The organism is Pseudonocardia benzenivorans CB1190 (assembly GCF_000196675.2).
In the GTDB taxonomy this organism is placed as follows: domain Bacteria; phylum Actinomycetota; class Actinomycetes; order Mycobacteriales; family Pseudonocardiaceae; genus Pseudonocardia; species Pseudonocardia benzenivorans.
In genome coordinates, this window is sequence record NC_015312.1 from 3,839,721 (window position 1) to 3,860,682 (window position 20,962).

The 20,962-nt window shown below is 73.6% G+C and carries 19 protein-coding genes; 9 read left to right on the top strand and 10 right to left on the bottom strand.

Annotation, left to right across the window (positions count from 1 at the left end):
* Window positions 1-253 precede the first annotated feature (253 nt).
* On the bottom strand, window positions 254-3,073 hold the full coding sequence (polA, locus tag PSED_RS18035; RefSeq protein WP_013675679.1) for a DNA polymerase I: 2,820 nt from the start codon (window positions 3,071-3,073) through the stop codon (window positions 254-256).
* A 253-nt stretch (window positions 3,074-3,326) separates the two neighbouring features.
* Between polA and PSED_RS18040 the strand changes: the two genes are divergently transcribed.
* The 7 genes from PSED_RS18040 to PSED_RS18070 are packed head-to-tail and all read left to right on the top strand — an operon-like array spanning window position 3,327 to window position 9,723.
* A complete protein-coding gene (locus PSED_RS18040; protein WP_013675680.1) occupies window positions 3,327-3,902 on the top strand; it encodes a TerD family protein in 576 nt (191 codons plus the stop codon).
* A gap of 8 nt (window positions 3,903-3,910) precedes the next feature.
* Window positions 3,911-4,612, top strand: a complete 702-nt coding sequence (locus PSED_RS18045; RefSeq protein WP_013675681.1) for a TerD family protein — start codon at window positions 3,911-3,913, stop codon at window positions 4,610-4,612.
* Between the two features lie 58 nt (window positions 4,613-4,670).
* Complete coding sequence (locus tag PSED_RS18050; protein ID WP_013675682.1) at window positions 4,671-5,849, top strand: HpcH/HpaI aldolase/citrate lyase family protein; 1,179 nt, start codon at window positions 4,671-4,673, stop codon at window positions 5,847-5,849.
* The gene (locus tag PSED_RS18055; RefSeq protein WP_041759822.1) at window positions 5,846-7,231 is read left to right on the top strand and encodes a phosphoribosyltransferase family protein; all 1,386 of its coding nucleotides are present in this window, start codon (window positions 5,846-5,848) and stop codon (window positions 7,229-7,231) included. The genes PSED_RS18050 and PSED_RS18055 overlap by 4 nt, the downstream gene beginning before the upstream one ends.
* A complete protein-coding gene (locus PSED_RS18060) occupies window positions 7,228-8,379 on the top strand; it encodes a cysteine protease StiP family protein (RefSeq protein WP_041759824.1) in 1,152 nt (383 codons plus the stop codon). The genes PSED_RS18055 and PSED_RS18060 overlap by 4 nt, the downstream gene beginning before the upstream one ends.
* A complete protein-coding gene (locus tag PSED_RS18065; RefSeq protein ID WP_013675683.1) occupies window positions 8,376-9,230 on the top strand; it encodes an HAD family hydrolase in 855 nt (284 codons plus the stop codon). The genes PSED_RS18060 and PSED_RS18065 overlap by 4 nt, the downstream gene beginning before the upstream one ends.
* Before the next feature lie 37 nt (window positions 9,231-9,267).
* Window positions 9,268-9,723: a tellurite resistance TerB family protein gene (locus PSED_RS18070; RefSeq protein WP_013675684.1), complete on the top strand. Its 456-nt coding sequence runs from the start codon at window positions 9,268-9,270 to the stop codon at window positions 9,721-9,723.
* A gap of 93 nt (window positions 9,724-9,816) precedes the next feature.
* On the opposite strand, the gene PSED_RS18075 is transcribed toward PSED_RS18070, so the two are convergent.
* The 7 genes from PSED_RS18075 to PSED_RS18105 all read right to left on the bottom strand — a co-directional run bounded on the left by PSED_RS18075 (window position 9,817) and on the right by PSED_RS18105 (window position 16,896).
* Window positions 9,817-11,532 carry a DUF475 domain-containing protein gene (locus PSED_RS18075; protein ID WP_013675685.1) on the bottom strand — a complete coding sequence of 572 codons (1,716 nt, stop codon included), beginning with the start codon at window positions 11,530-11,532 and terminating at the stop codon, window positions 9,817-9,819.
* A gap of 227 nt (window positions 11,533-11,759) precedes the next feature.
* Window positions 11,760-12,668 (bottom strand): hypothetical protein, encoded by a 909-nt coding sequence (locus tag PSED_RS18080; RefSeq protein ID WP_013675686.1) that lies wholly within the window; start codon window positions 12,666-12,668, stop codon window positions 11,760-11,762.
* Window positions 12,669-12,799: 131 nt separating this feature from the next.
* Window positions 12,800-13,336 carry a GNAT family N-acetyltransferase gene (locus tag PSED_RS18085; protein WP_013675687.1) on the bottom strand — a complete coding sequence of 179 codons (537 nt, stop codon included), beginning with the start codon at window positions 13,334-13,336 and terminating at the stop codon, window positions 12,800-12,802.
* Window positions 13,337-13,391: 55 nt separating this feature from the next.
* Window positions 13,392-13,691, bottom strand: coding sequence for a hypothetical protein (locus tag PSED_RS18090; RefSeq protein ID WP_041759828.1), 300 nt, complete (start codon window positions 13,689-13,691; stop codon window positions 13,392-13,394).
* A gap of 209 nt (window positions 13,692-13,900) precedes the next feature.
* The gene (locus PSED_RS18095; protein ID WP_013675689.1) at window positions 13,901-14,653 is read right to left on the bottom strand and encodes a YebC/PmpR family DNA-binding transcriptional regulator; all 753 of its coding nucleotides are present in this window, start codon (window positions 14,651-14,653) and stop codon (window positions 13,901-13,903) included.
* Between the two features lie 164 nt (window positions 14,654-14,817).
* On the bottom strand, window positions 14,818-15,471 hold the full coding sequence (gene pdxT, locus PSED_RS18100; protein ID WP_013675690.1) for a pyridoxal 5'-phosphate synthase glutaminase subunit PdxT: 654 nt from the start codon (window positions 15,469-15,471) through the stop codon (window positions 14,818-14,820).
* Between the two features lie 24 nt (window positions 15,472-15,495).
* Window positions 15,496-16,896 (bottom strand): NAD-dependent malic enzyme, encoded by a 1,401-nt coding sequence (locus PSED_RS18105; RefSeq protein WP_013675691.1) that lies wholly within the window; start codon window positions 16,894-16,896, stop codon window positions 15,496-15,498.
* A gap of 128 nt (window positions 16,897-17,024) precedes the next feature.
* Between PSED_RS18105 and PSED_RS18110 the strand changes: the two genes are divergently transcribed.
* Window positions 17,025-19,178: an elongation factor G-like protein EF-G2 gene (locus tag PSED_RS18110; RefSeq protein WP_013675692.1), complete on the top strand. Its 2,154-nt coding sequence runs from the start codon at window positions 17,025-17,027 to the stop codon at window positions 19,176-19,178.
* Between the two features lie 85 nt (window positions 19,179-19,263).
* Here PSED_RS18110 and PSED_RS18115 read toward each other — a convergent pair whose 3' ends face one another.
* Both PSED_RS18115 and PSED_RS18120 read right to left on the bottom strand, forming a co-directional pair.
* Window positions 19,264-19,572 (bottom strand): AzlD domain-containing protein, encoded by a 309-nt coding sequence (locus PSED_RS18115; RefSeq protein WP_013675693.1) that lies wholly within the window; start codon window positions 19,570-19,572, stop codon window positions 19,264-19,266.
* Window positions 19,569-20,300: an AzlC family ABC transporter permease gene (locus PSED_RS18120; RefSeq protein WP_013675694.1), complete on the bottom strand. Its 732-nt coding sequence runs from the start codon at window positions 20,298-20,300 to the stop codon at window positions 19,569-19,571. The genes PSED_RS18115 and PSED_RS18120 overlap by 4 nt, the downstream gene beginning before the upstream one ends.
* Before the next feature lie 54 nt (window positions 20,301-20,354).
* On the opposite strand from PSED_RS18120, the gene PSED_RS18125 reads away from it, so the two are divergent.
* Window positions 20,355-20,927 (top strand): helix-turn-helix domain-containing protein, encoded by a 573-nt coding sequence (locus tag PSED_RS18125; RefSeq protein ID WP_013675695.1) that lies wholly within the window; start codon window positions 20,355-20,357, stop codon window positions 20,925-20,927.
* The last annotated feature ends 35 nt before the right edge of the window (window positions 20,928-20,962 follow it).

Genomic DNA, 20,962 nt, shown 5'->3' on the forward strand with positions numbered 1-20,962 from the left:
GGGCAAACCCCCGGCAACCGGCCCCGGCGTCCGCTGAGCAGCCGCTCGTGGACGTGCTCCCCCGGTCGAACCCGGTACGTCGGCCGCCGCCAGGGGGTGTCTGACGGATCGCCGTCGATGGGCTCGGTGACCCGGGCGGTTCGTGGCAAGGCGGAACCGGGTCGGCATACCGGGCGTATTCGGGCCCGGCGACAACGCAGCCACGGGCCGTCCGGGCGCCGAGACCGCGACGAGTGATCCGTCAGCCGCCCCCTTAGTGCGCCGCGGCGTCCCAGCTCGCGCCGTAGCCGACCGAGACCTCCAGCGGCACCGAGAGCTCGTGCGCGGCGGCCATCTCGCGGCGGACCAGCGCGTCGACCGCGTCCCGCTCACCGTCGGCGACCTCGAGGACCAGCTCGTCGTGCACCTGTAGCAGCATCCTGCTGCGCAGGCCCTCGGCCTGCAGCGCCGCGTGCACGCGCAGCATCGCGACCTTGATGATGTCGGCGGCGCTGCCCTGGATCGGCGCGTTGAGCGCCATCCGCTCGGCCATCTCGCGACGCTGCCGGTTGTCGCTGGTGAGGTCGGGCAGATAGCGCCGCCGGCCGAGCATCGTCGCCGTGTAGCCGTCCTTGCGGGCCACGTCGACGATGCTGCGCAGGTAGTCGCGCACGCCGCCGAAGGTCTCGAAGTAGTCGTCCATCAGCCCGCGCGCCTCCTCGGTGGAGATGCGCAGCTGGCCGGACAGCCCGAACGCCGACAGCCCGTAGGCCAGGCCGTAGTTCATCGCCTTGATCTTGGCGCGCTGCTCGGGAGAGACGTCGGCCGCGTCGACGCCGAACACCTTCGACGCCGTCTCGGAGTGGAAGTCGCGCTGCGACCGGAACGCCTCGATGAGCGCGGCGTCCTCCGAGAGGTGCGCCATGATCCGCATCTCGATCTGGCTGTAGTCGGCCGTCATCAGCTGGGAGAAGCCGTCGCCGACGACGAACGCCGTGCGGATCCGGCGGCCCGCGGCGGTGCGGATCGGGACGTTCTGCAGGTTCGGCTCCGTCGACGACAACCGGCCGGTGGCGGCGATCGTCTGGGAGTACGTCGTGTGGATGCGCCCGTCGGCCGCGATCGACTTGAGCAGCCCGTCGACGGTGACCTTGAGCCGGGTGGCGTCGCGGTGCAGCAGCAGGTGCTGCAGGAACTCGTGCCCGGTCTGCTCGAACAGCCCGGCCAGCGCGTCGGCGTCGGTGGTGTAGCCGGTCTTGGTGCGCTTGGTCTTGGGCATGCCCAGCTCGTCGAACAGCACGACCTGCAGCTGCTTGGGCGAACCGAGGTTGATCTCCTTGCCGATGACGGCGTAGGCGTCCTGCGCCGCCTGCGCGACCTGCCCGGCGAACTCGGCCTCCAGCGACTCCAGGTTCGCCCGGTCGACCGCGATGCCCGCGGCCTCCAGGTCGGCGAGCACGAAGGCCAGCGGCTGCTCCAGCTCGAGCAGCAGCCCGTTCTGCTCCTTCTCCGCCAGCTCGGCCCCCAACGCGTCGGCCAGCTCGGCGACCGCGGACGCGGCCACCATCTCCGCGTCGGCGTGCGCGCGGTCGGCCTCCTCCTCACCGCCGAGCAGCGACAGCTGCCCGTCGGCCGGGGCGCCCTCCATCGCCAGCTCGCGGCGCAGGTAGCGCAGGGCGAGGTCGGCCAGGTCGAACGAGCGCTGACCGGGCTTGGCCAGGTAGGCCGCGAGGGCGGTGTCGCTGGTGAGGCCCGCCAACGTCCAGCCCCGCCCGCGCAGGGCGTGCAGCACGGCCTTCACGTCGTGCGACGCCTTGGGCACCGCCGGGTCGGCCAGCCACTCCCCGAGCGCCGCCTCGTCGTCCGGGGTGAGGCCCCGCACGTCGAGGTAGCCCGCGACGGGCACCCCCGCCAGCGCGCCGTCGGCCCTGGCCTCGACGCTCGGCTCGCCCGCGGCGAGCGCGATGCCGGTGAAGTCGCGCTCGGTGATACCGCCGGTGACGCCGGAGAACGCCACCCCGACGCGGCGGCCGTCGCGCGCGTTCGCGTCGAGCCACGCCCGCACCGACCCCGGGGCGACGACGGTGCCCTGCACCTCGAACCCCGACTCTGCTTCCGGCTCGGCGCTCTGCAGCGTCGAGAACAGGCGTTCGCGCAGGACGCGGAACTCCAGCTCGTCGAACAGCCGGTGCACGGCGTCGCGGTCCCACGGCCGGACCTCGAGATCGGCCGGCGACGCGTCGAGCGTCACGTCGCGCACCAGCTCGGTGAGCTGCCGGTTGAGCAGGACGTTGGCCAGGTTCGCCCGCAGCGCGTCGCCGGCCTTGCCCTTGACCTCGTCGACCCGGTCGGTCAGCTCGGCGAGCGAGCCGAACTCGCGCACCCACTTCGCCGCGGTCTTCTCCCCCACGCCGGGGATCGAGGGCAGGTTGTCGCTCGGGTCGCCGCGCAGTGCCGCGAAGTCGGGATACTGCTCCGGGGTGAGCCCGTAGCGGTTGTCGACCTCCGCCGGGTCGATCCGGCCCAGGTCGGACACCCCGCGCTTGGGGTAGAGCACCGTCACGTTCTCGGTGACGAGCTGGAACGCGTCGCGGTCACCGGTGGTGATGAGCACCTGGAACCCGTCGGCCTCGGCCTGGGTGGTCAGCGTCGCGATGATGTCGTCGGCCTCGTAGCCCTCGACGGCGAACACCGGGATGTTCAGCGCGCCGAGCACCTCCTTGATCAGGTCGACCTGGCCGCGGAAGTCGTCCGGCGTCGTCGTCCGGTTGGCCTTGTAGTCGGCGTAGCGCTCGGAGCGGAACGTCCTGCGCGAGACGTCGAACGCGACCGCGAGGTGGGTCGGCTGCTCGTCGCGCAGCAGGTTGATCAGCATCGAGGTGAAGCCGTAGACCGCGTTGGTGGTCTGCCCCGTGCCGGTGCGGAAGTTCTCCGCGGGCAGGGCGAAGAACGCCCGGTAGGCCAACGAGTGCCCGTCGAGCAGGAGCAGCCGCCTGCCGCCCGCGGGCACGGGGGTGGCGGCGGACGTCGCTGTCGTGGACACGGTCGACGACGCGGCCGGCTTCTTCGCGGTGGTTCCTGTGGCGGGGCTCATCGCGCGCGAGTCTATGACCGGGCACCGACGGTTCCGCGCGCGCGTTCGCACGCCCGCCCGCACGGCCCCGCCCGCCGCGCCCGCCGTGGCCCCACGACGAGTTCGGCCGATCCGGAACCATCTGCGACGCCCGTTCGTTCCGATCATACGAACTGCACGGTTGCTGGCGTTTTGTCCTGTTCAGCCGCTGTTCGGTGACACCGCATCACCTCTCTCGGACCAATCACGGACCTCGACAGATTCGGAGCACGACGTGAGCGTCAGCCTCACCAAGGGTGGAAATGTCAGTCTGACCAAGGAGGCCCCGGGCCTCAGCAACGTCGTCGTCGGCCTCGGGTGGGACGTGCGCACCACCACCGGCACCGAGTTCGACCTGGACGCCTCGGCGATCGCCGTGGGTGCCGACGGCAAGGTCCTGTCGGACAAGCACTTCGTCTTCTTCAACAACCTCACGAGCCCCGACGGCGCCATCGAGCACACCGGCGACAACCTCACCGGCGAGGGCGAGGGCGACGACGAGCAGGTCAAGGTCAACCTGGCCGGGCTGGGCGCGGAGGTCGACAAGGTCGTCTTCCCGGTCAGCATCTACGACGCCGACTCCCGCGCGCAGAGCTTCGGCCAGGTGCGCAACGCGTTCATCCGCGTCGTCAACGCCGCCGACCAGAAGGAGCTCGCCCGCTACGACCTCACCGAGGACGCCTCGACCGAGACGGCGATGGTCTTCGGCGAGCTGTACCGCAACGGGTCGGACTGGAAGTTCCGCGCGGTCGGCCAGGGCTACGCGTCGGGTCTCGCGGGCATCGCCCGCGACTTCGGCGTCAACGTCTGAGGCCCACGGTGGCGATCGACTACACCAAGCGCCCCAAGCCCCCCGCCCCGGCGACGCCCCCCACCGCGGCGCCCGCCGGGAACGGCGGCGGGGTGTCCCTGTCGAAGGTCACGCTCACCAAGGCGCAGCCGAGCGTCTCGCTCAGCAAACGCGGCGCCACCGGCGGGCAGCTGCGGGTCAACCTGCAGTGGAGCACCGGTGCGCAGCCGGTGAAGCGGGGGCTGTTCAGCCGCGGCGGCTCCGGGGCCATCGACCTCGACCTCGCCTGCCTGTGGGAGTTCACCGACGGCAGCAAGGGCGTCGTGCAGGCGCTCGGCAACGCGTTCCAGGCGCCGACGCACGGCGTCCCGATCATCAGCCTCGACGGCGACGACCGTTCCGGCTCGGTCGCGGGCGGCGAGAACATGCGGATCGACCTCGCGCGCGTCGCCGAGATCCGCCGGATCCTGGTGTTCACCTTCATCTACGAGGGCGTGCCCAACTGGGCCAGCGCCGACGGGGTCGTCACGCTCTACCCGGCGTCGGGCCCGGAGATCGAGGTCCGGCTCGACGAGCCCGACCCGCAGGCCCGCACGTGCGTCATCGCGATGCTGGAGAACCGGGGCGGCGACCTCGTCGTCCAGCGCGAGATGAACTACATCCGCGGCGGCCAGTCCGACGTCGACCAGGCCTACGGGTGGGGCATGCAGTGGGCGCGCGGCCGCAAGTGACGGCACCCCGTCCGCGCGGGGCGGCCGGCACGGCGGCGCTCTCCCCGAGAGGCGGGCCGTGCGCCACTTCGGCTCGCTGACCGCCTCCGACGCGGCGACGCTGTTCGAGCGGCCACCGGAGGAGTTCGACCGCGACAGCGGCCGCGAGCTCCTGTCGGTGGCCCTCGGCGCCACCCTCTACATGCCCGGCGACCGGCCCGCCCTGGCCGCCGACATCGCCAAGCAGGCGACGGCCGGGGTGACCTCGGTCGTCGTCTGCCTGGAGGACGCCGTGCCCGACGACCGGGTCGCCGAGGCCGAGGACATCGTCGTCGCGACGCTGCGCGACCTGCACGCGGGCCGGCCGAGCGACCTGCCGCTGCTGTTCGTGCGTGTCCGCACGCCCGAACAGATCCCGGCGCTGGTCGACCGGCTCGGCCCGGCGGTCGCGCTGCTCGACGGGTTCGTCCTGCCCAAGTTCACCGCGGCGGGCGGCATCGCGTTCCTCGCCGCGCTCGACGACGCCGAACGCCGCCGGGCCGACGACCTGCGGGGCACCCGGCTGCTGGCGATGCCCGTCATCGAGTCCGGCGCGGTCCTGTACTCCGAGACGCGTGTCGACGAGCTCGCCCGGCTCGGCGCGGTCCTGAACCGGGAGCGGGAGCGCGTGCTCGCCGTCCGGCTCGGCGCCACCGACCTCTGCGCGCTGTACGGGCTGCGCCGCACCGCCGACTTCTCGATCTACGACGTGAAGGTCGTCGGCGACCTCATCGCCGACGTCGTCAACGTGCTGGGCCGCGTCGACGGCAGCGGGTTCACCGTCACCGGTCCGGTGTGGGAGTACTACGGCCACGCCGAGCGGCTGTTCAAGCCGCAGCTGCGGCGCACACCGTTCGAGGAGCACGACGAGGCGGAGCTGCGCGGCCGGCTCGTGTCCCGCGCGATCGACGGCCTGATCCGGGAGGTGCAGCTCGACCGGGCCAACGGGCTCGTCGGCAAGACCGCGATCCACCCGAGCCACGTCGCGATCATCAACGCGATGTCGGTCGTGTCGGCGGAGGAGTACCACGACGCGCTCGACATCGCGGGCACCGCCCGCCCGGGCGGGGTGATGGCGTCGGGGAGCGGCGACCGGATGAACGAGATCCGCCCGCACACCGCCTGGGCCCGGCGGACCCTGTTGCGCGCCAGGGTGTTCGGGGTGGCCGCGCCGGACGTGTCGTTCGTCGACCTGCTCGCGTCGAGCCTGTCGCGGTGACCTCGCTCGTACCGCGGTCCGGCGTCGTCGACCGGATGGGCGTCCGGGTGGACGACGCCGGTGGACCCGGCGACGCCGACCCTGCCGTCCTGCTCGGGATCGCGTTGCGGCGCAACCCCCGCCGGGCACAGCTGCTGGTGTCGCGGGTGCTCGGCAAGCACGTCCCGACCGACCCGCGGCTCGTCCGCGGCGCCGGGCTGCTGCTGGGCGGGCGGGTCGCCGACGCCCTCGACGGCGTCCCGGCGCGGCCGCTGCCGGTCGCCGACCTGCACGCCGCCGTCGACGGTGACCGGGCGGCCGCGACCCGGCTGCACTCCGGTGCCGAGCCGGGCGCGGTCGCCCGTGCGGGCCGGCTCGCCCGCGACGTCCTGGTGCTGAGCTTCGCCGAGACCGCGACGGGGCTGGGGCACTGCGTCGCCGAGGCGCTGCACGCCGACCACCTGCACTCGACGCGCCGACAGGTCCCGGGCCACGTCGCGGCGGGCGGGTTCACCGAGGAGCACTCGCACGCCACCGACCACATGCTGCTGCCCGGTGACCCCGACCTGCTGCGCGACGGGCGGCCGCTGGTCCTCGTCGACGACGAGCTGTCGACGGGCCGCACGGCGCTCAACACGATCGCGGCCCTGCACCGGATCGCGCCGCGTCCCCGCTACGTCCTCGCCGCGCTGGTCGACTCCCGGCCCGACCCGCGCGCGCTCGTCGCCGCCGTCGCCGGGCTGGGGGCGCGGCTCGACGTCGTGTCGCTCGCCCGCGCGACGGTCACCCTGCCTGCCGACCTGGCCGACCGCGCCGCGCGGCTGCGGGCCGCGCTCGGCGGCGAGCCGGCCGCGCCGCCCGGAACCGGGACACCTGCGGCCGGGACACCCGTGGCCGGGCACGTCCGGCTCGACGTGCTCGGCTGGCCCGCGGGGCTGCCCGTCGGCGGGCGGCACGGCTTCCGTGGGGCCGACCACGACCGGCTCGGCACGGCCCTGCCCGCCATGGCTGGACGGCTCGCCGCGGCAACCGGCCTCCGCCGCGAGGAGCGGCTGCTCGTCCTCGGCACCGAGGAGCTGATGGCGCTGCCGCTGCGGCTGGCCCAGACAGTGGCCGACGCCGGCCACGACGTCGCCTTCTCCACCACCACGCGCTCCCCCGCCGTCGTCGTCGACGAGCCGGGGTACGCCCTGACCAGCGGGATCACCTTCCCCGCGCACGACGACCCGGCCGACGGCCCGGGCCCCCGGTTCGCCTACAACCTCGGCCGCGCGGGCGACCGGCCGTGGGACCACGTCCTCGTCGTCGTCGACCCGCCCGCCGACGGTGTCGGGCTGCGCACCGGTCTGCTCGCCGCGCTGGCGCCCCACAGCACCCGGATCACGGTGGTGACGACGCCATGACGCCCGATCCGCTGCGCGGCCCGTCGTTCGGCAGCTACGCGCCCGACGAGGTCGGCTGGTTGCTCACGGACCTCTCGCACGTCGCGCTCGAGGCACCGACGGAGGAGCGCGAGGAGGCCGTGCAGCGCGGCGGCGCCCACTACGCCGAGTCGCTGCCGCAGGAGTTCCAGCCCGACCCCGCGTACCTGGCGCTGTACCGGCGCGCGCTCGACGACACCGCCGTCCGGCTGGCCACCGCCGTGGCCACGGTCACCGAGCTCGTACTGGCCGAGCGCGGGCCCGGGGTCACCCTCGCGTCACTGGCCCGCGCCGGGACCCCCGTCGGGATCCTGATGCGGCGCTGGGCCCGGCACGCCCACGGGCTCGACCTCCCGCACTACGCCGTGTCGATCGTGCGCGGCCGCGGCATCGACACGGCCGCGCTGCGCCACCTCGCCGCGCACCACGACCCGGCCCGCGTCGTGTTCGTCGACGGCTGGACCGGCAAGGGCGCCATCACCGGCGAGCTCGCCGCGGCGCTCGCCGCCCACGCCCGCGACACCGGCGTCCGGTTCTCCGACGACCTCGCCGTCCTCGCCGATCCCGGGCACTGCGTGCGCACCTTCGGCACCCGCCAGGACTGGCTCGTCGCCTCGGCCTGCCTGAACTCGACGGTCTCCGGTCTGGTCTCGCGGACGGTGCTCAACCCGCGGCTGCTGCAGCCAGGCAGGTACCACGGCGCGAAGTTCTACGCCGGACTCGCCGGCGCCGACGTCTCCGCGCACTTCCTCGACACCGTCTCGGCGGAGTTCCCCCGGGTCCGCGCGGTGCGCCCGCCGGCGGACAGGGCGCCGGACCCCGGCATCGCGGCGCAGGTCGCGCGCATCGGTGCCCGCTACGGCGTCGACGACGTCACGCTCGTCAAACCGGGCGTCGGGGAGACCACGCGGGTGCTGCTGCGGCGGGTGCCGTGGCGGGTACTCGTCCGTGCCGAGGCGCCGCCCGGCGACGTCGCCCACGTCGTCCACCTCGCCCAGGGCCGCGGCGTGCCGGTCGAGGAGGTGCCCGACCTGCCCTACAGCTGCATCGGGCTGATCCATCCCCGGTACACCCGCGGCGCCACCGGGGCCGACGGCACGGCGGTGCGTGTCGGAGTGAGCACACCGTGACCCGGCCGCGTCCCGTCGTCTGCCTGGACCTCGACCGCACGATCATCTACTCCGCGGCGGCACTGCGGCTCGATGCGGCCCGCACCTCCGGCCCCGCGCTGTGCTGCGTCGAGACCTACGACGGTGCGGCGTCGTCGTTCATGACCGAGCGGGCGGCGGCGACCCTCGTGCGGTTGGCCGAGGTCGCCCACGTCGTCCCGGTGACCACCCGGACCCGTGCCCAGCTGGCCCGGGTCCGGCTACCGGGCCCGCCGCCGGGCCTCGCGGTCGCCGGCAACGGCGGGCACCTGCTCGTCGACGGCGAACCCGACCCGCGGTGGGCGGCCCTCGTGCGGAGCCGGCTCGCCGGGGTCGCGCCGCTCGCCGAGGTCACGGCGCGCATCGGGCCGGGCGGCGGGTTCCTGCGGAGCGTGCGCGCCGCCGACGGGCTGTTCGTCTACGCGGTCGTCGACCGCGCCGCGCTGCCCGCGGGCTGGGTCGAGGACCTGGCCGGCTGGTGCGAGCCCCGCGGCTGGCGGGTGTCGCTGCAGGGCCGCAAGGTCTACGCCGTCCCGCATCCGCTCACGAAGTCGGCCGCGGCCGCGGAGGTGCGCGCCCGCTGCGGTGGCGGTCCGCTGTTCGCGGCGGGCGACTCGCTGCTCGACGCCGACCTGCTCGAGCACGCCGACGCCGCGATCCGGCCGGCGCACGGCGAGCTCGCCGCCGCCGGCTGGACCCTCCCGCACGTCGCCGTGACCACGCGCCACGGGGGTGCGGCGGGCGAGCAGGTGCTCGCGGCCGCCCTCGCGTGGGCCTCGGCGGCCTGCGCACCCGATCCGTCCCTGTTCACCAGGACGACGACGGGCGCCTGACGCGCCCGTCACACACACCGAGGAGAGGACACCGTTCATGGCGTTGTGGGACCAGCTCAAGGAACGAGCGGCCGACATGTCCGCGACCGCGAAGACCCAGGTCGGGAAGTTCAAGAACAAGGACTTCGCGAACGCGAGCATGGCCGTCTGCGCGCTCATCGCCGCCGCCGACGGCACGATCACCTCCGACGAGAAGGCGAAGACCGCGGGCTTCATCACCAGCAACGACGTCCTGTCGATCTTCCCGGCGGGCGAGCTGCAGGAGCGGTTCACCCACTACGCCGGCAAGCTCGAGGCCGACTACGACTTCGGCAAGGTCGAGGCCATCCAGGCCATCTCGAAGCTGAAGGGCAAGCCCGACGCGGCACGGGCCGTCATCCAGGTCGGCATCATCATCGGCGGTGCCGACGGCGACTTCGACGAGGACGAGAAGCGCGCCGTCCGCGAGGCGTGCAACGCCGTGGGCATCGCGCCCACCGAGTTCGACCTGTAACCCGCACGACCCGCGCACACGGCCCGCGACCGGTGGACGTCCGACCGACGTCCACCGGTCGCGGGCCGCGTCGTGCGGAGCGGTGCCGGCGGACTACAGGTGCGCCGTGGTGGCGGGGACGAGCTCCTGCACGGTCCGGCCGGTCGCGGTCGCGCCGATCGACGTCATCCGCCACTCCCCCGCCTCGTCGCGGCTGAGCTTGGCGGTGATCTGCGCGTTGTGCGAGCCCGAGCCGCTGAGGTCGTAACGGGCGAGCTCGGCCCCGCTTGGCTCGTCGACCACGCGGACGAAGGCGTTCTCGATCTGCGAGAAGTCCTGGCCGGTGAACGAGTTCACCGTGAACACGACGTGCGCGGTCGTCGGGGCGAGCCGGGTGAGGTCGACGACGATCGACTCGTCGTCGCCGTCGCCGAGCCCGGTGAGGTTGTCGCCGGTGTGCCGGACCGAGCCGTCGCGGCTCTCCAGCTGCTGGTACCACACGGCGTCGACGAGCTCACCCGCCTCGTCGAACAGCAGGGCCGACGCATCGAGGTCGACCACCTGCGACGACGCGGCGTCGGGCAGCGCCTTCTCCGCGGCGTCCCAGCCCAGGCCCATCCGCACGACGGTGAGCGACCCGCTCGGCGCCCCTGCGGGCGCAGGCTCGTGCCCACCACCGGCGGCCATCTCGTCGGCGGTCCGGTGGGTGTCGATCCCCCGCGCGGCGAGCCGGCGGTTGCGGATGACGCTCGACACGAACGCGGCGCCGATGAACGCCACCCCGATCAGGCCGGTGACGACCTCGTCGACGTGGTAGCCGATGCCGACGAGCAGGATCACCGAGAGGGCGCCGATGGCCCAGTGCGCGCCGTGCTCCAGGTACACGTAGTCGGCCAGGGTCCCCTTGCGCACCAGGAACACCGTCAGGGACCGGACGAACATTGCACCGATCAGGCCGAGGCCGAGCGCGATGATGATCGGGTCGGTGGTGATCGCGAAGGCGCCGATCACGCCGTCGAACGAGAACGCCGCGTCGAGGACCTCGAGGTAGAGGAACAGGAAGAACCCGGCCTTCCCGGCCGCCTTCGCCAGCCCGGAGGGCCCGCCGGGACGCGCCGCGGCGGCGCCGTTGCCGCCCTCCTCGGCACCGTCGCCGGCCTCCTCGCCGGAGGACGCGATCGCGTCGGCGCCGCCGGCCTGCTCGAACAGGTCACCCAAGCCGTTGACCAGCAGGTACGTGACGAGGCCCAGCGTGCCCGCGACCAGCACCTTCGCGGGGTCGGCGGCCAGCGTGCCGGCGAGCACCACGAGGGCGACGACCGCGAGGATGATCGAGAGCCGGTTCAGCTGGCCGATCCGGGCGAGCGGGCGCTCGAGCCAGCTCAGCCAGCGCACGTCGCGCTCGGCGAAGAGCCAGTCGAGGAACAGCATCAGCAGGAACATGCCGCCGAACGCCGCGATCGACGGATACGCCTCGTTGAGCAGGTGAGCGTAGCTGGTCGGGTCGGACTCCGGGCGTTGTTCGAGTGCGAGCCGGAAGGCCTCGACGGGGTTGAGGTTCGCCGTGATCCCGACGATGAGCAGCGGGAAGACCAGCCGCATGCCGAAGACGGCGATGACGATGCCGACCGTCAGGAAGATCCGCTGCCAGAACGCGCTCATCCGCTCCAGCACGGTCGCGTTGACGACGGCGTTGTCGAACGACAACGAGATCTCGAGGACGCCGAGGATGGCGCACAGCACGAGGGCCTCGACTCCGCCGTAGACGAATGCGACGACGAGGGCCGCTGCTGTCACGGCGTACGACCAGCCGAAGATCCTCAGGTTCACGGCTCCACTCTCTGTTTCGACGCCGGTGCGACGGCTCGCGCCCGTGCAGGTGCACGCACGACCGTCGGCGACGTCGACGACGGGACGGGTTCCGGGGTACCCACAGCGTGCGACGCCGTACCCGTCCGGGCGAAGTTCTCGAACCGGACGCGACGGACTGCTCTGCGCTCTCCTGCGCCAACGCCCGGGATGTCCGGATGGTTCCCGCGTCGGGGCGCCGTCGTGCGCTACTTCACCGTCGCCGCGAGCCGCACGGCGAGGTCGCAGTTGGCGTCGTCGGTGGCGAACCGGATCGCGCCGTTCGGCCCCTCCGACGGATCGACCGAGAGCTGCGGCACCCCGGCGACGCCACCACCGGCCGCGTTCGTCGAGACGTAGACGAGCACGTCGCCGCGCCGCACGAGCGCGCCCGCGGAGCCGGTCATGTCGCCGGTCGTGCAGAACGCCTGGTCACCGGCCTGAACCGGCTTGTTGAAGTAGCTGGACGTCGAGACCGTGATGCCGTTGCCGCGGTCCTCGCTCGTACCCTTCGCGGTCGTCTCCTCGGCGGCGAACCGCTGTACGGCGTCCCCGCCGGAGTACCGCGCGATGCGCGCGAGCCTGCCGGCGGAGTCGTCGGTGTCGACGGCCCAGCACGTGGGGGCGTCGGCCAGCACGCGGGAGTCGAGCACCGGGGCCGCGATGGATGCCACACCGCCCATCGAGATGACGTCGAAACTGCCGCCGAGCACGCCGTCCACGTCGCTCGTCGCCACCGCCGGGCAGCCCCCGCCGCCCGCGGCCAGCCCCGACACCCCGCCGACGACGCCGGACACCGCCCGGTACGCGAAGTAGCCGCCCACGCCGAGCAGCGCGACCAGCACGACCAGCACGATCGCGACGGTCCTGCCCGTGCTGCCGCGCCGCGGCGGGGGCGGCGGCGCGGGCGGGCGGCCGCCGCCGTACGGGCCGCCGGCTCCGGGCGGCGGGTAGGCCCCCGGCGGTGGGTAGCCGCCCGGGGGTGGGTGGCCACCGGGCGGATACGGCCCGCCGCCGGGTGGGTAGGCGCCCGGGTACGGCCCGCCGGACGGGTAGGAGCCGCCGGGCGGAGGCGGAGGGGGACCGCCGGGTCCCTGCCATCCGGGCGGAGTGCTCATGGCCGGGCTCCGTTCCGTGCCGAGGGCACGTCGAGGACGGTCGACTGGTCACCCCGACCCACGGCGCCCGGCTCCGGGCGGCGCGCGACGCGACCATTGTCCGCCGGACGCGGCAGTGGGTCACCCCGGGGTCACCCCCGGGGGCGCTCCATCCGCACGAGCTCCACGCCGGCGTCGTCGAGGGCCGTGCCGACGATCTCGTAGCCCGCGGCCCGGTACAAGCGCTTGTTGTCCTCGCTGCGCCCGCCGGTGACGAGCCAGAACGTCCGCACCTGCGGCGGCGCCGCCGCGTGCAGCGCCGCGAGCAGCGCGCGGCCGACACCGCCGCCCTGCAGGTCGGGCGCGACGGTGAACCGGACGACCTCCATCGCCTGCCCCTCGACCCGGCCGCGCACCGATCCGACCAGCCGCGGGCCGATCCACGCGGCCCGCGCGACGAGCGTCGGGCCCGCACCCTCGAGATCGGCGCGGATCTGCTCGACCGTCTCGCGCAGGGGCAGGATCCCCGGCGCGCAGTAGCGCTGTGCCTCGGTGACGTAGGCGGCGCGCTGGACCGTCAGCACCTCGCCGGCGTGCTCGGGCGCGGGGGCGGCGATGCGCAGGACCGTCGCGATGTCGGGAGCCGTCGCCGCGGATGTCGCCGCGGACGTCGACCGCATCGCTACCATCAGCCGACTGTAGCCAACCGGCGCGGGCCGGCCGACGCGCGCACGTCCCCGCGGATCAGCGGGTGCCGTCGAGGAACAGCAGGTCGTCGAACGGGTCCGACGTGCCGCCCTCGTCGTCGTGCAGCGCGAAGTGCATGACCCTGGCCCAGGCGCCTTCCTTGCTCTCGGACGGCTGGACCTCGTCGCCGACGATCGAGTACGGCCGCGCCGACAGGAAGTCGAACACCGGGTCGAAAGCCGGGTCGGTCATCTCCACCAGTAGTGAGAAGTCCGCGATGACGTACGACCCGACCACGACGGCGTCGACGAGGCCGACCCGCGCGGCGAGAATCGTCAGGGGCTGGTCCTCGTCCACACCTCGATAGTGCAGGCAAAGGCTGAGTAAAGCAAATCCAATAAAAACGCCAAAGTGGCGATCCGTCACCCGTAATCGCCAATACATAAAATAGGATGAAACGGTGAGATCGGTGGAAACACCCCGCCGACTCCCCGCTCCGACCTGCGCCGCCACCCGGCTCCCGGCCGCCGCAACGGGGCACCGGCAGCCGGGAGCCGGGCCCACGGCTACGCGTCGACGGCCTCCATGACCTCGTCGCTCACGTCGAAGTTGGCGTAGACGTTCTGGACCTCGTCGGAGTCCTCGAGCGCGTCGATCAGTTTGAAGACCTTCTTTGCGCCCTCGGCGTCGAGCTCCACCTGCATCGACGGCAGGAACGTCGGATCGGCGGAGTCGTAGTCGATGCCCGCCTCGACCAGCGCCGTGCGCACGGCGACCAGGTCGGTGGCCTCGGAGACGACCTCGAAGGACTCGCCCAGGTCGTTGACCTCCTCGGCGCCGGCGTCGAGGACCGCGAGCAGGACGTCGTCCTCGGTGAGGCCGTTCTTCGGGACGATCACCACACCCTTGCGGTTGAACAGGTAGGCCACCGAGCCCGGGTCGGCCATCGTGCCGCCGTTGCGGGTCATCGCCGTGCGCACCTCGGTGGCGGCCCGGTTGCGGTTGTCGGTGAGGCACTCGATGAGGACGGCGACACCGTTGGGGCCGTAGCCCTCGTAGGTGATCGTCTGGTAGTCGGCGCCACCGGCGTCGGCACCCGAGCCGCGCTTGACCGCGCGGTCGATGTTGTCGTTGGGGACCGAGCTCTTCTTCGCCTTCTGGATCGCGTCGTAGAGCGTCGGGTTGCCGTCGGGGTCACCGCCACCGGTGCGCGCCGCGACCTCGATGTTCTTGATCAGCTTGGCGAACATCTTGCCCCGGCGGGCGTCGATGACGGCCTTCTTGTGCTTGGTCGTCGCCCACTTGGAGTGGCCGCTCATCGGCGATCGCTTCCTTTCTGCTGCTCACGTGCGGCACACCTCGGCAACCGGCCGGGCCCACGAGGGCCGCGCAGCCGGGAACAGACCGAACCTGCCGGAACCGTTCGATCCTACCGGCGCGCCCGCGGGCCGACCGACTGGCCGCGCTCGCCCCGGCGCGGTGGTCAGCCCGACCCGGCGAGCGCCGCCCGCACCATGTCGCAGAACAGGGCGTGCACCCGCATGTCGCCGGTGAGCTCGGGGTGGAACGCCGTGGCCAGCACCGAGCCCTGCCGCACCGCGACGGCCCGTCCCGCCGCGGCCCCCGCGTCGGCTCCGGCGCTGGTCACCTCGGGCACCGCCGCGAGGACCTCGACGTCGGCACCGACCTTCTCCACCCACGGCGCCCGGATGAACACCGCGCGCACCGGCGCACCAGGCACGCCGGTGAACTCGAGGTCGGTCTCGAACGAGTCGACCTGGCGGCCGAACGCATTGCGCCGCACCACGACGTCGAGTCCGCCGAGCTGCTGCTGGTCGGGCCGGCCGTCGAGCACCTCGGCAGCGAGCAGGATCATGCCGGCGCACGAGCCGTAGGCCGGCATCCCGGCCGCGATCCGCGCGCGCAGCGGCTCCAGCAGGTCGAACACGCCGAGCAGGTGGCTCATCGTCGTCGACTCGCCGCCCGGCAGTACGAGACCGTCGACCGCCGCCAGCTCCGACGGGCGGCGCACCGGCACGGGGACGGCCCCGCAACCGGACAGCGCGGAGAGGTGTTCGCGCACATCACCCTGCAGGGCGAGTACACCGATCGTCGGGGCGGATCCGGGGTCGCTCACGGACGTCCAGGGTAATCCCCGCGCTCAGCTCCCCGGGCGGGCGGCCGCAGCCGCCGTCGCCGCCGACCGCACGGCGTCCGCGACGGCCGGCGCGACCGTCGGGTCGAACACGCTCGGCACGATGAACGACGGGTTGGGCTCGGTCACGACGTCGGCGATGGCGGCCGACGCCGCGAGCAGCATCCGGTCGGTGATGTCGCGGGCCTGCGCGTCGAGCAGACCGCGGAAGACGCCGGGGAACGCGAGCACGTTGTTGATCTGGTTCGGGTAGTCCGAGCGGCCCGTCGCGACGACCGCGGCGTAGCGGTGCGCGACGGCCGGGTCGATCTCCGGGTCCGGGTTGGCCAGCGCGAAGATCACGGCGTCGTCGGCCATCGTCGAGGCCTCCTCGGCCCCGAAGAGGTTCGGCGCCGAGACCCCGATGAAGACGTCGGCCCCGACGAGCGCGTCGCGCAGCGAGCCGGACACGTTGTGCGCGTTGGTGAGCCCCGCGATCTCGACGAGGTTCCCGTCCATCCCCTGCCGGTCGCGGTGCACGATGCCGTCGATGTCGACGGCCAGCACGTCCGCGGTCTGCTCCGACGCGAGCAGCCGGATGATCGCCGAGCCCGCCGCGCCGACCCCGCACACGACGACACGGCAGTCGGCGAACTTCTTGCCGACGACACGCAGCGCGTTGCGCAGCGCGCCGAGCACCACGACGGCGGTCCCGTGCTGGTCGTCGTGGAAGACCGGGATGTCGAGCATCTCGCGCAGCCTGCGCTCGATCTCGAAGCAGCGGGGCGCCGCGATGTCCTCGAGGTTGATGCCGCCGTAGGCGGGGGCGAGGATCTGGACGGTCCGGATGATCTCCTCGGTGTCCTGGGTGTCCAGGCACACCGGCCACGCGTCCACCCCGGCGAACCGCTTGAACAGGGCCGCCTTGCCCTCCATCACCGGCATCGCCGCGGCCGCGCCGAGGTTGCCCAGCCCGAGCACCGCGGACCCGTCGGTGACGACGGCGACGGTGTTGCGCTTGATGGTCAGCCGCCGGGCGTCGGCGGGGTTCGCGGCGATCGCCTGGCACACCCGCGCCACCCCGGGGGTGTAGGCGCGCGAGAGGTCGTCGCGGGTACGCAGGCTGACCTTCGACTGGATCTCGATCTTGCCGCCCAGGTGGAGCAGGAACGTCCGGTCCGACACCTTGCGCACCGACACCCCGGGCAACGCCTCGAGCGCGGCGGTGATCTCCTCGGCGTGCGCCTCGTTGAGCGCGTTGCAGCTGATGTCGACGACGATCGTGTCGGTACGGGCGTCCACGACGTCGTACGCGGTGACGACCCCGCCGACGCGGCCGACCGCGACGGCGAGATCGCCGGCGGCGCTGGCGGATGCGGGCGCCTCGACGCGCGCGGTGATGGCATAACCGGGTCCGGGGATGGGCACGGCGAAGGACCCTACTCCCGCGCTGATCAGCCTTTCCGGGGTTGTGACCAAGGGGGCGGAGGTGTGAAATCGAGCACAGCCCGGCGCAACGGCGCGCCGTGCTCGACACCGTGTCGGAGGTGGTCGCCATGAGCGGCAGAGCAGACAGCGGGCAACGAGCGGGGACCGGCAGGATTCCCGCCGTCGCCGACCCGGCCCATGTGCGGAACGTGGTCCTCGTCGGGCCCAGCGGTGCGGGGAAGACCACGCTCGTGGAGGCGCTGCTCGCGCACACGGGCGTCATTCCCCGGCAGGGCACCGTGCTCGACGGGACGACCGTGTGCGACCACGATCCCGCCGCCGTCCGCCAGCAACGCTCGGTCGCACTGGCCGTCGCGCCGCTGCTGCACGGCGACACCAAGATCAACCTGATCGACACCCCCGGCTACGGGGACTTCGTCGGCGAGCTGCGCGCGGGCCTGCGCGCCGCCGACGCCGCGCTCTTCGTGATCCCGGCGTCCGAGGGCCACGAGGGCACGATCGACCCCGCGACCGTCGCCCAGTGGGAGGAGTGCGCCGAGGTCGGGATGCCACGCGCCGTCGTCGTGGCCCGCTGCGACCACGCGCGCGCCGCACTCGAGGCCACCACGGAGGCGTGCCGCGAGGCGTTCGGCTCCGGCGTCGCGCCGCTCTACCTGCCGATCCTGTCGGCCGAGGGCGGGCTCGACGGGCTCTACGGCCTGCTGTCCCAGACCCCGGCCGACGCCGCACCCGACGACGCCGACGACGCCCGCGGCGAGCTCATCGAGGGCATCATCGAGCAGTCCGAGGACGAGACGCTCATGGAGCGCTACCTCGGCGGCGAGGACATCGACGTCGCGACGCTGATCGACGACCTGGAGACGGCGGTCGCACGTGGCACCTTCCACCCCCTGATCCCGGTCTGCGCCAGCAGCGGGATCGGGCTCGACGCGCTGCTGGAGGTCGTCGTCGGCGGCTTCCCGTCCCCGCTCGAACATCCGCTGCCGCACGTCTCGGGCGTCGACGGCGGCGCCCACGACTCGCTGGCCGCCGACCCGGCCGGGCCGCTGGCGGCCGAGGTCGTCCGCACCTCGGCCGACGCCTACGTCGGACGCGTCTCGCTGGTGCGGGTCTTCTCCGGCACGCTGCGCCCGGAGAGCACCGTGCACGTGAGCGGGCACATCCCCGCCCAGCGGAGCGCGGCCGACGAGGTCACCACGCGTACCGACGCGGCCCACGACGACAACGGTCACGACGCCGACGAGCGGCTCGCCCACGTCTACTCCCCGCTGGGCGCGACCCTGCGCGAGGTCGACAGCTGCATCGCGGGTGACATCTGCGCGCTGACCAAGCTCGGGTCGGCCGAGACCGGCGACACCGTCTCCGCGGCCGACCACCCGCTCCTGCTGCAGGCCTGGGACCTGCCCGACCCGCTGCTGCCCGTCGCCGTCGTCGCGCGGTCGCGCGGCGACGAGGACGCACTGGTCAAGACCCTGTCCAAGATCGTCGCGGCCGACCCCACGCTCCGCCTGGAGCGCAACGTCGAGACCCACCAGACCGTGCTGTGGTGCATGGGCGAGGCTCATGCCGACGTCGTGTTGTCGCGGTTGCGGGCGGGCGGCGCCGAGGTCGACACCGAACCGGTGCGCGTTCCGATGCGGGTGACGCTGGCGCGCAAGGCGAGGGTCACCGGCCGGCACGTCAAGCAGTCCGGCGGGCACGGCCAGTACGCCGTGTGCCACGTCGAGTTCGAGCCGCTGCCCCGCGGCGGCGAGTTCGTCTTCGAGTCCAAGGTCGTCGGCGGGGCGGTGCCGACGCAGTTCATCCCGAGCGTCGAGAAGGGCATCCGGGCCCAGCTGGAGCGCGGGCTGACCGCGGGTGGGGAGACGTCCTACCCGGTGATCGACGTGAAGGCGACGCTCGTCGACGGGAAGGCGCACAGCGTCGACTCCTCCGACGCCGCGTTCCAGACCGCGGGCGCACTCGCCCTGCGCGAGGCGGCCGAGGCCTGCGGGACCGTGCTGCTCGAACCGCTCGACGAGGTGCGCGTGCGCATCCCTGACGAGCATCTCGGGGCGGTGCTGGGCGACCTCTCGTCCCGGCGCGGCCGTGTGCTGGGCACCGAGGTCGCCGGGACCGGCCGGACCCTGGTGATCGCCGAGATCCCGGGGGTCGAGCTGCTCCGCTACGCCGTCGACCTGCGGGCGATGACGTCGGGTACGGCGACCTTCACCCGGGCGTTCGCGCGGTACGACGCCGCGCCTGCGTCTGTCGCCACCTGACCGGGAGGGCTGCGACGGCCCGTGCCTCCGTCCCCGGGGACACGGGCCGTTCGTGGTCCCCGGCGCGCGGCCGTGGGGCAGCGGCTCACGGGACCCCGGCCAACCGCAGGCCCGCGGTCGTCGCCGCCGCCAGCACGACGACCAGCACGAACGGTGCCTTCAGCAACGCGGCGACCCCGGCGACGGCGACCCCGGCAGGGCGCGCCCAGCCGGCGAAACCGTCGCCCTGGGTCAGTGCCGCCGTCGCGGCGAGCGCGACGAGCAACGCGGCCGCGCCGAGGTCGAGCAGCCGCTGCAGCCGCTCGGGGACGGTGACCCGCCCCCGCAGCAACAGGCCGGCGAGCCGGACCAGGTAGGTGCCGGCGCCGAGCACCGCGATCGCGAGCCAGGTCACGACGCCTCCCCGGGGCGGGTCCGGGCCGGCGCGCGGCCGGCCAGCGCGAGGCCGGCGAGGCCCACGAGCACCGGCAACCCCGGGGGCAGGAAGGGCGTCGCCGCGAGCGCGACCGCCGCGGCACCCAGTCCGACCCGGCGGGCGTCGGCCGCGCGCAGGGTCGGGAGCAGCAGCGCGACCAGCGCGGCGGGGAACGCGGCGTCGACGCCGAACGTCGCCGGATCGGGCATCGCCGCGCCCGCCAGTGCCCCGACGACCGTGCCCAGGTTCCACACGAGGAAGAACGACACCCCGCACGCCCAGAACGCCCGGCGCGCCCGCGGGCCGGTGCCGCGGGCCCGCGCGAACGCGACCGACTCGTCGATCAGCACGTGCGCCCCGACGATCCGACCGAGCGGCCGGTCCGCGACCACCGGCGCCATGGCCAGCCCGAACGGCAGGTGCCGCAGGTTGAGCAGCAGCCCACCGACGACCGCGGCCACCGCGCCGCCGCCCGCCGCCACGACGGCGACCGCGAGGAACTGCGACCCGCCCGCGAAGACGATCAGCGACATCCCGACGACCATGGGCAACGGCATGCCCGCGGTCGCGGCCAGTGCCCCGAACGACGCGCCCACGACGCCGATCGCTGCGGCGAGCGCGGCGACGTCGCGCAGGTCGCCGCCGTCGTCGCGCACGTCGCGGCCGTCGGCGTCGCCGGTTCCAGGTGTTCGACGGAACGAACGCATGGTCCCCTACACTGAACACCAGTGTGCTGTTCGTCAAGTCGAACGGAGCGTTCTGTGGAACGAACGGAGGCGGCGACGGCCGGGCCTCCCCTGCAGGCGATCGCCGACGCGGTGCGCCGTGAACGGACCCGCCGCGATCTCTCCCTCGGCGAGCTCGCACGTCGCGCCGGGCTGTCGAAGTCGACGTTGTCGCAGCTCGAGAGCGGTGCGGGCAATCCGAGCGTCGAGACGCTGTGGGCGCTCGCCGTCGCGCTCGGGGTCCCGTTCGCCCGGCTGGTCGAGACGCCGGTGCAGGCCGTGCGGGTGCTGCGCTCGGGTGAGAGCGCGGCCCTCACCGCGGAGCGCGCCCCGTTCAGCAGCGCCCTGCTCGCCGCCTGCCCGCCCGGTGCGCGCCGCGACCTGCACCTCGTCACGGCCGAGCCCGGGCCGGCGCGGGAGGCGCACGCGCACATCCCCGGCACCGTCGAGCACATGCTGGTGACCGCCGGGCGCTGGCTCGCCGGGCCCGATGGCGCCGAGGTCGAGCTCGGGCCGGGCGACTACGCCTGCTTCCCCGCCGACCTGCCCCACCGCTACACGGCACTCGCTCCCGGGAGCGCCGCGATGCTGGTCATGGAGTACACGTAGTCGCCCTGGCGTGACGGACCGCCGCCACGCCCCCG

Bases quoted from the DNA above. Each gene is read 5' to 3' on its own strand.
- polA (WP_013675679.1), bottom strand. From the start codon at position 3,073: ATGAGCCCCGCCACAGGAACCACCGCGAAGAAGCCGGCCGCGTCGTCG.
- PSED_RS18060 (WP_041759824.1), top strand. From the start codon at position 7,228: ATGACGCCCGATCCGCTGCGCGGCCCGTCGTTCGGCAGCTACGCGCCC.
- PSED_RS18070 (WP_013675684.1), top strand. From the start codon at position 9,268: ATGGCGTTGTGGGACCAGCTCAAGGAACGAGCGGCCGACATGTCCGCG.
- PSED_RS18080 (WP_013675686.1), bottom strand. From the start codon at position 12,668: ATGAGCACTCCGCCCGGATGGCAGGGACCCGGCGGTCCCCCTCCGCCT.
- PSED_RS18085 (WP_013675687.1), bottom strand. From the start codon at position 13,336: ATGGTAGCGATGCGGTCGACGTCCGCGGCGACATCCGCGGCGACGGCT.
- PSED_RS18095 (WP_013675689.1), bottom strand. From the start codon at position 14,653: ATGAGCGGCCACTCCAAGTGGGCGACGACCAAGCACAAGAAGGCCGTC.
- PSED_RS18110 (WP_013675692.1), top strand. From the start codon at position 17,025: ATGAGCGGCAGAGCAGACAGCGGGCAACGAGCGGGGACCGGCAGGATT.
- PSED_RS18120 (WP_013675694.1), bottom strand. From the start codon at position 20,300: ATGCGTTCGTTCCGTCGAACACCTGGAACCGGCGACGCCGACGGCCGC.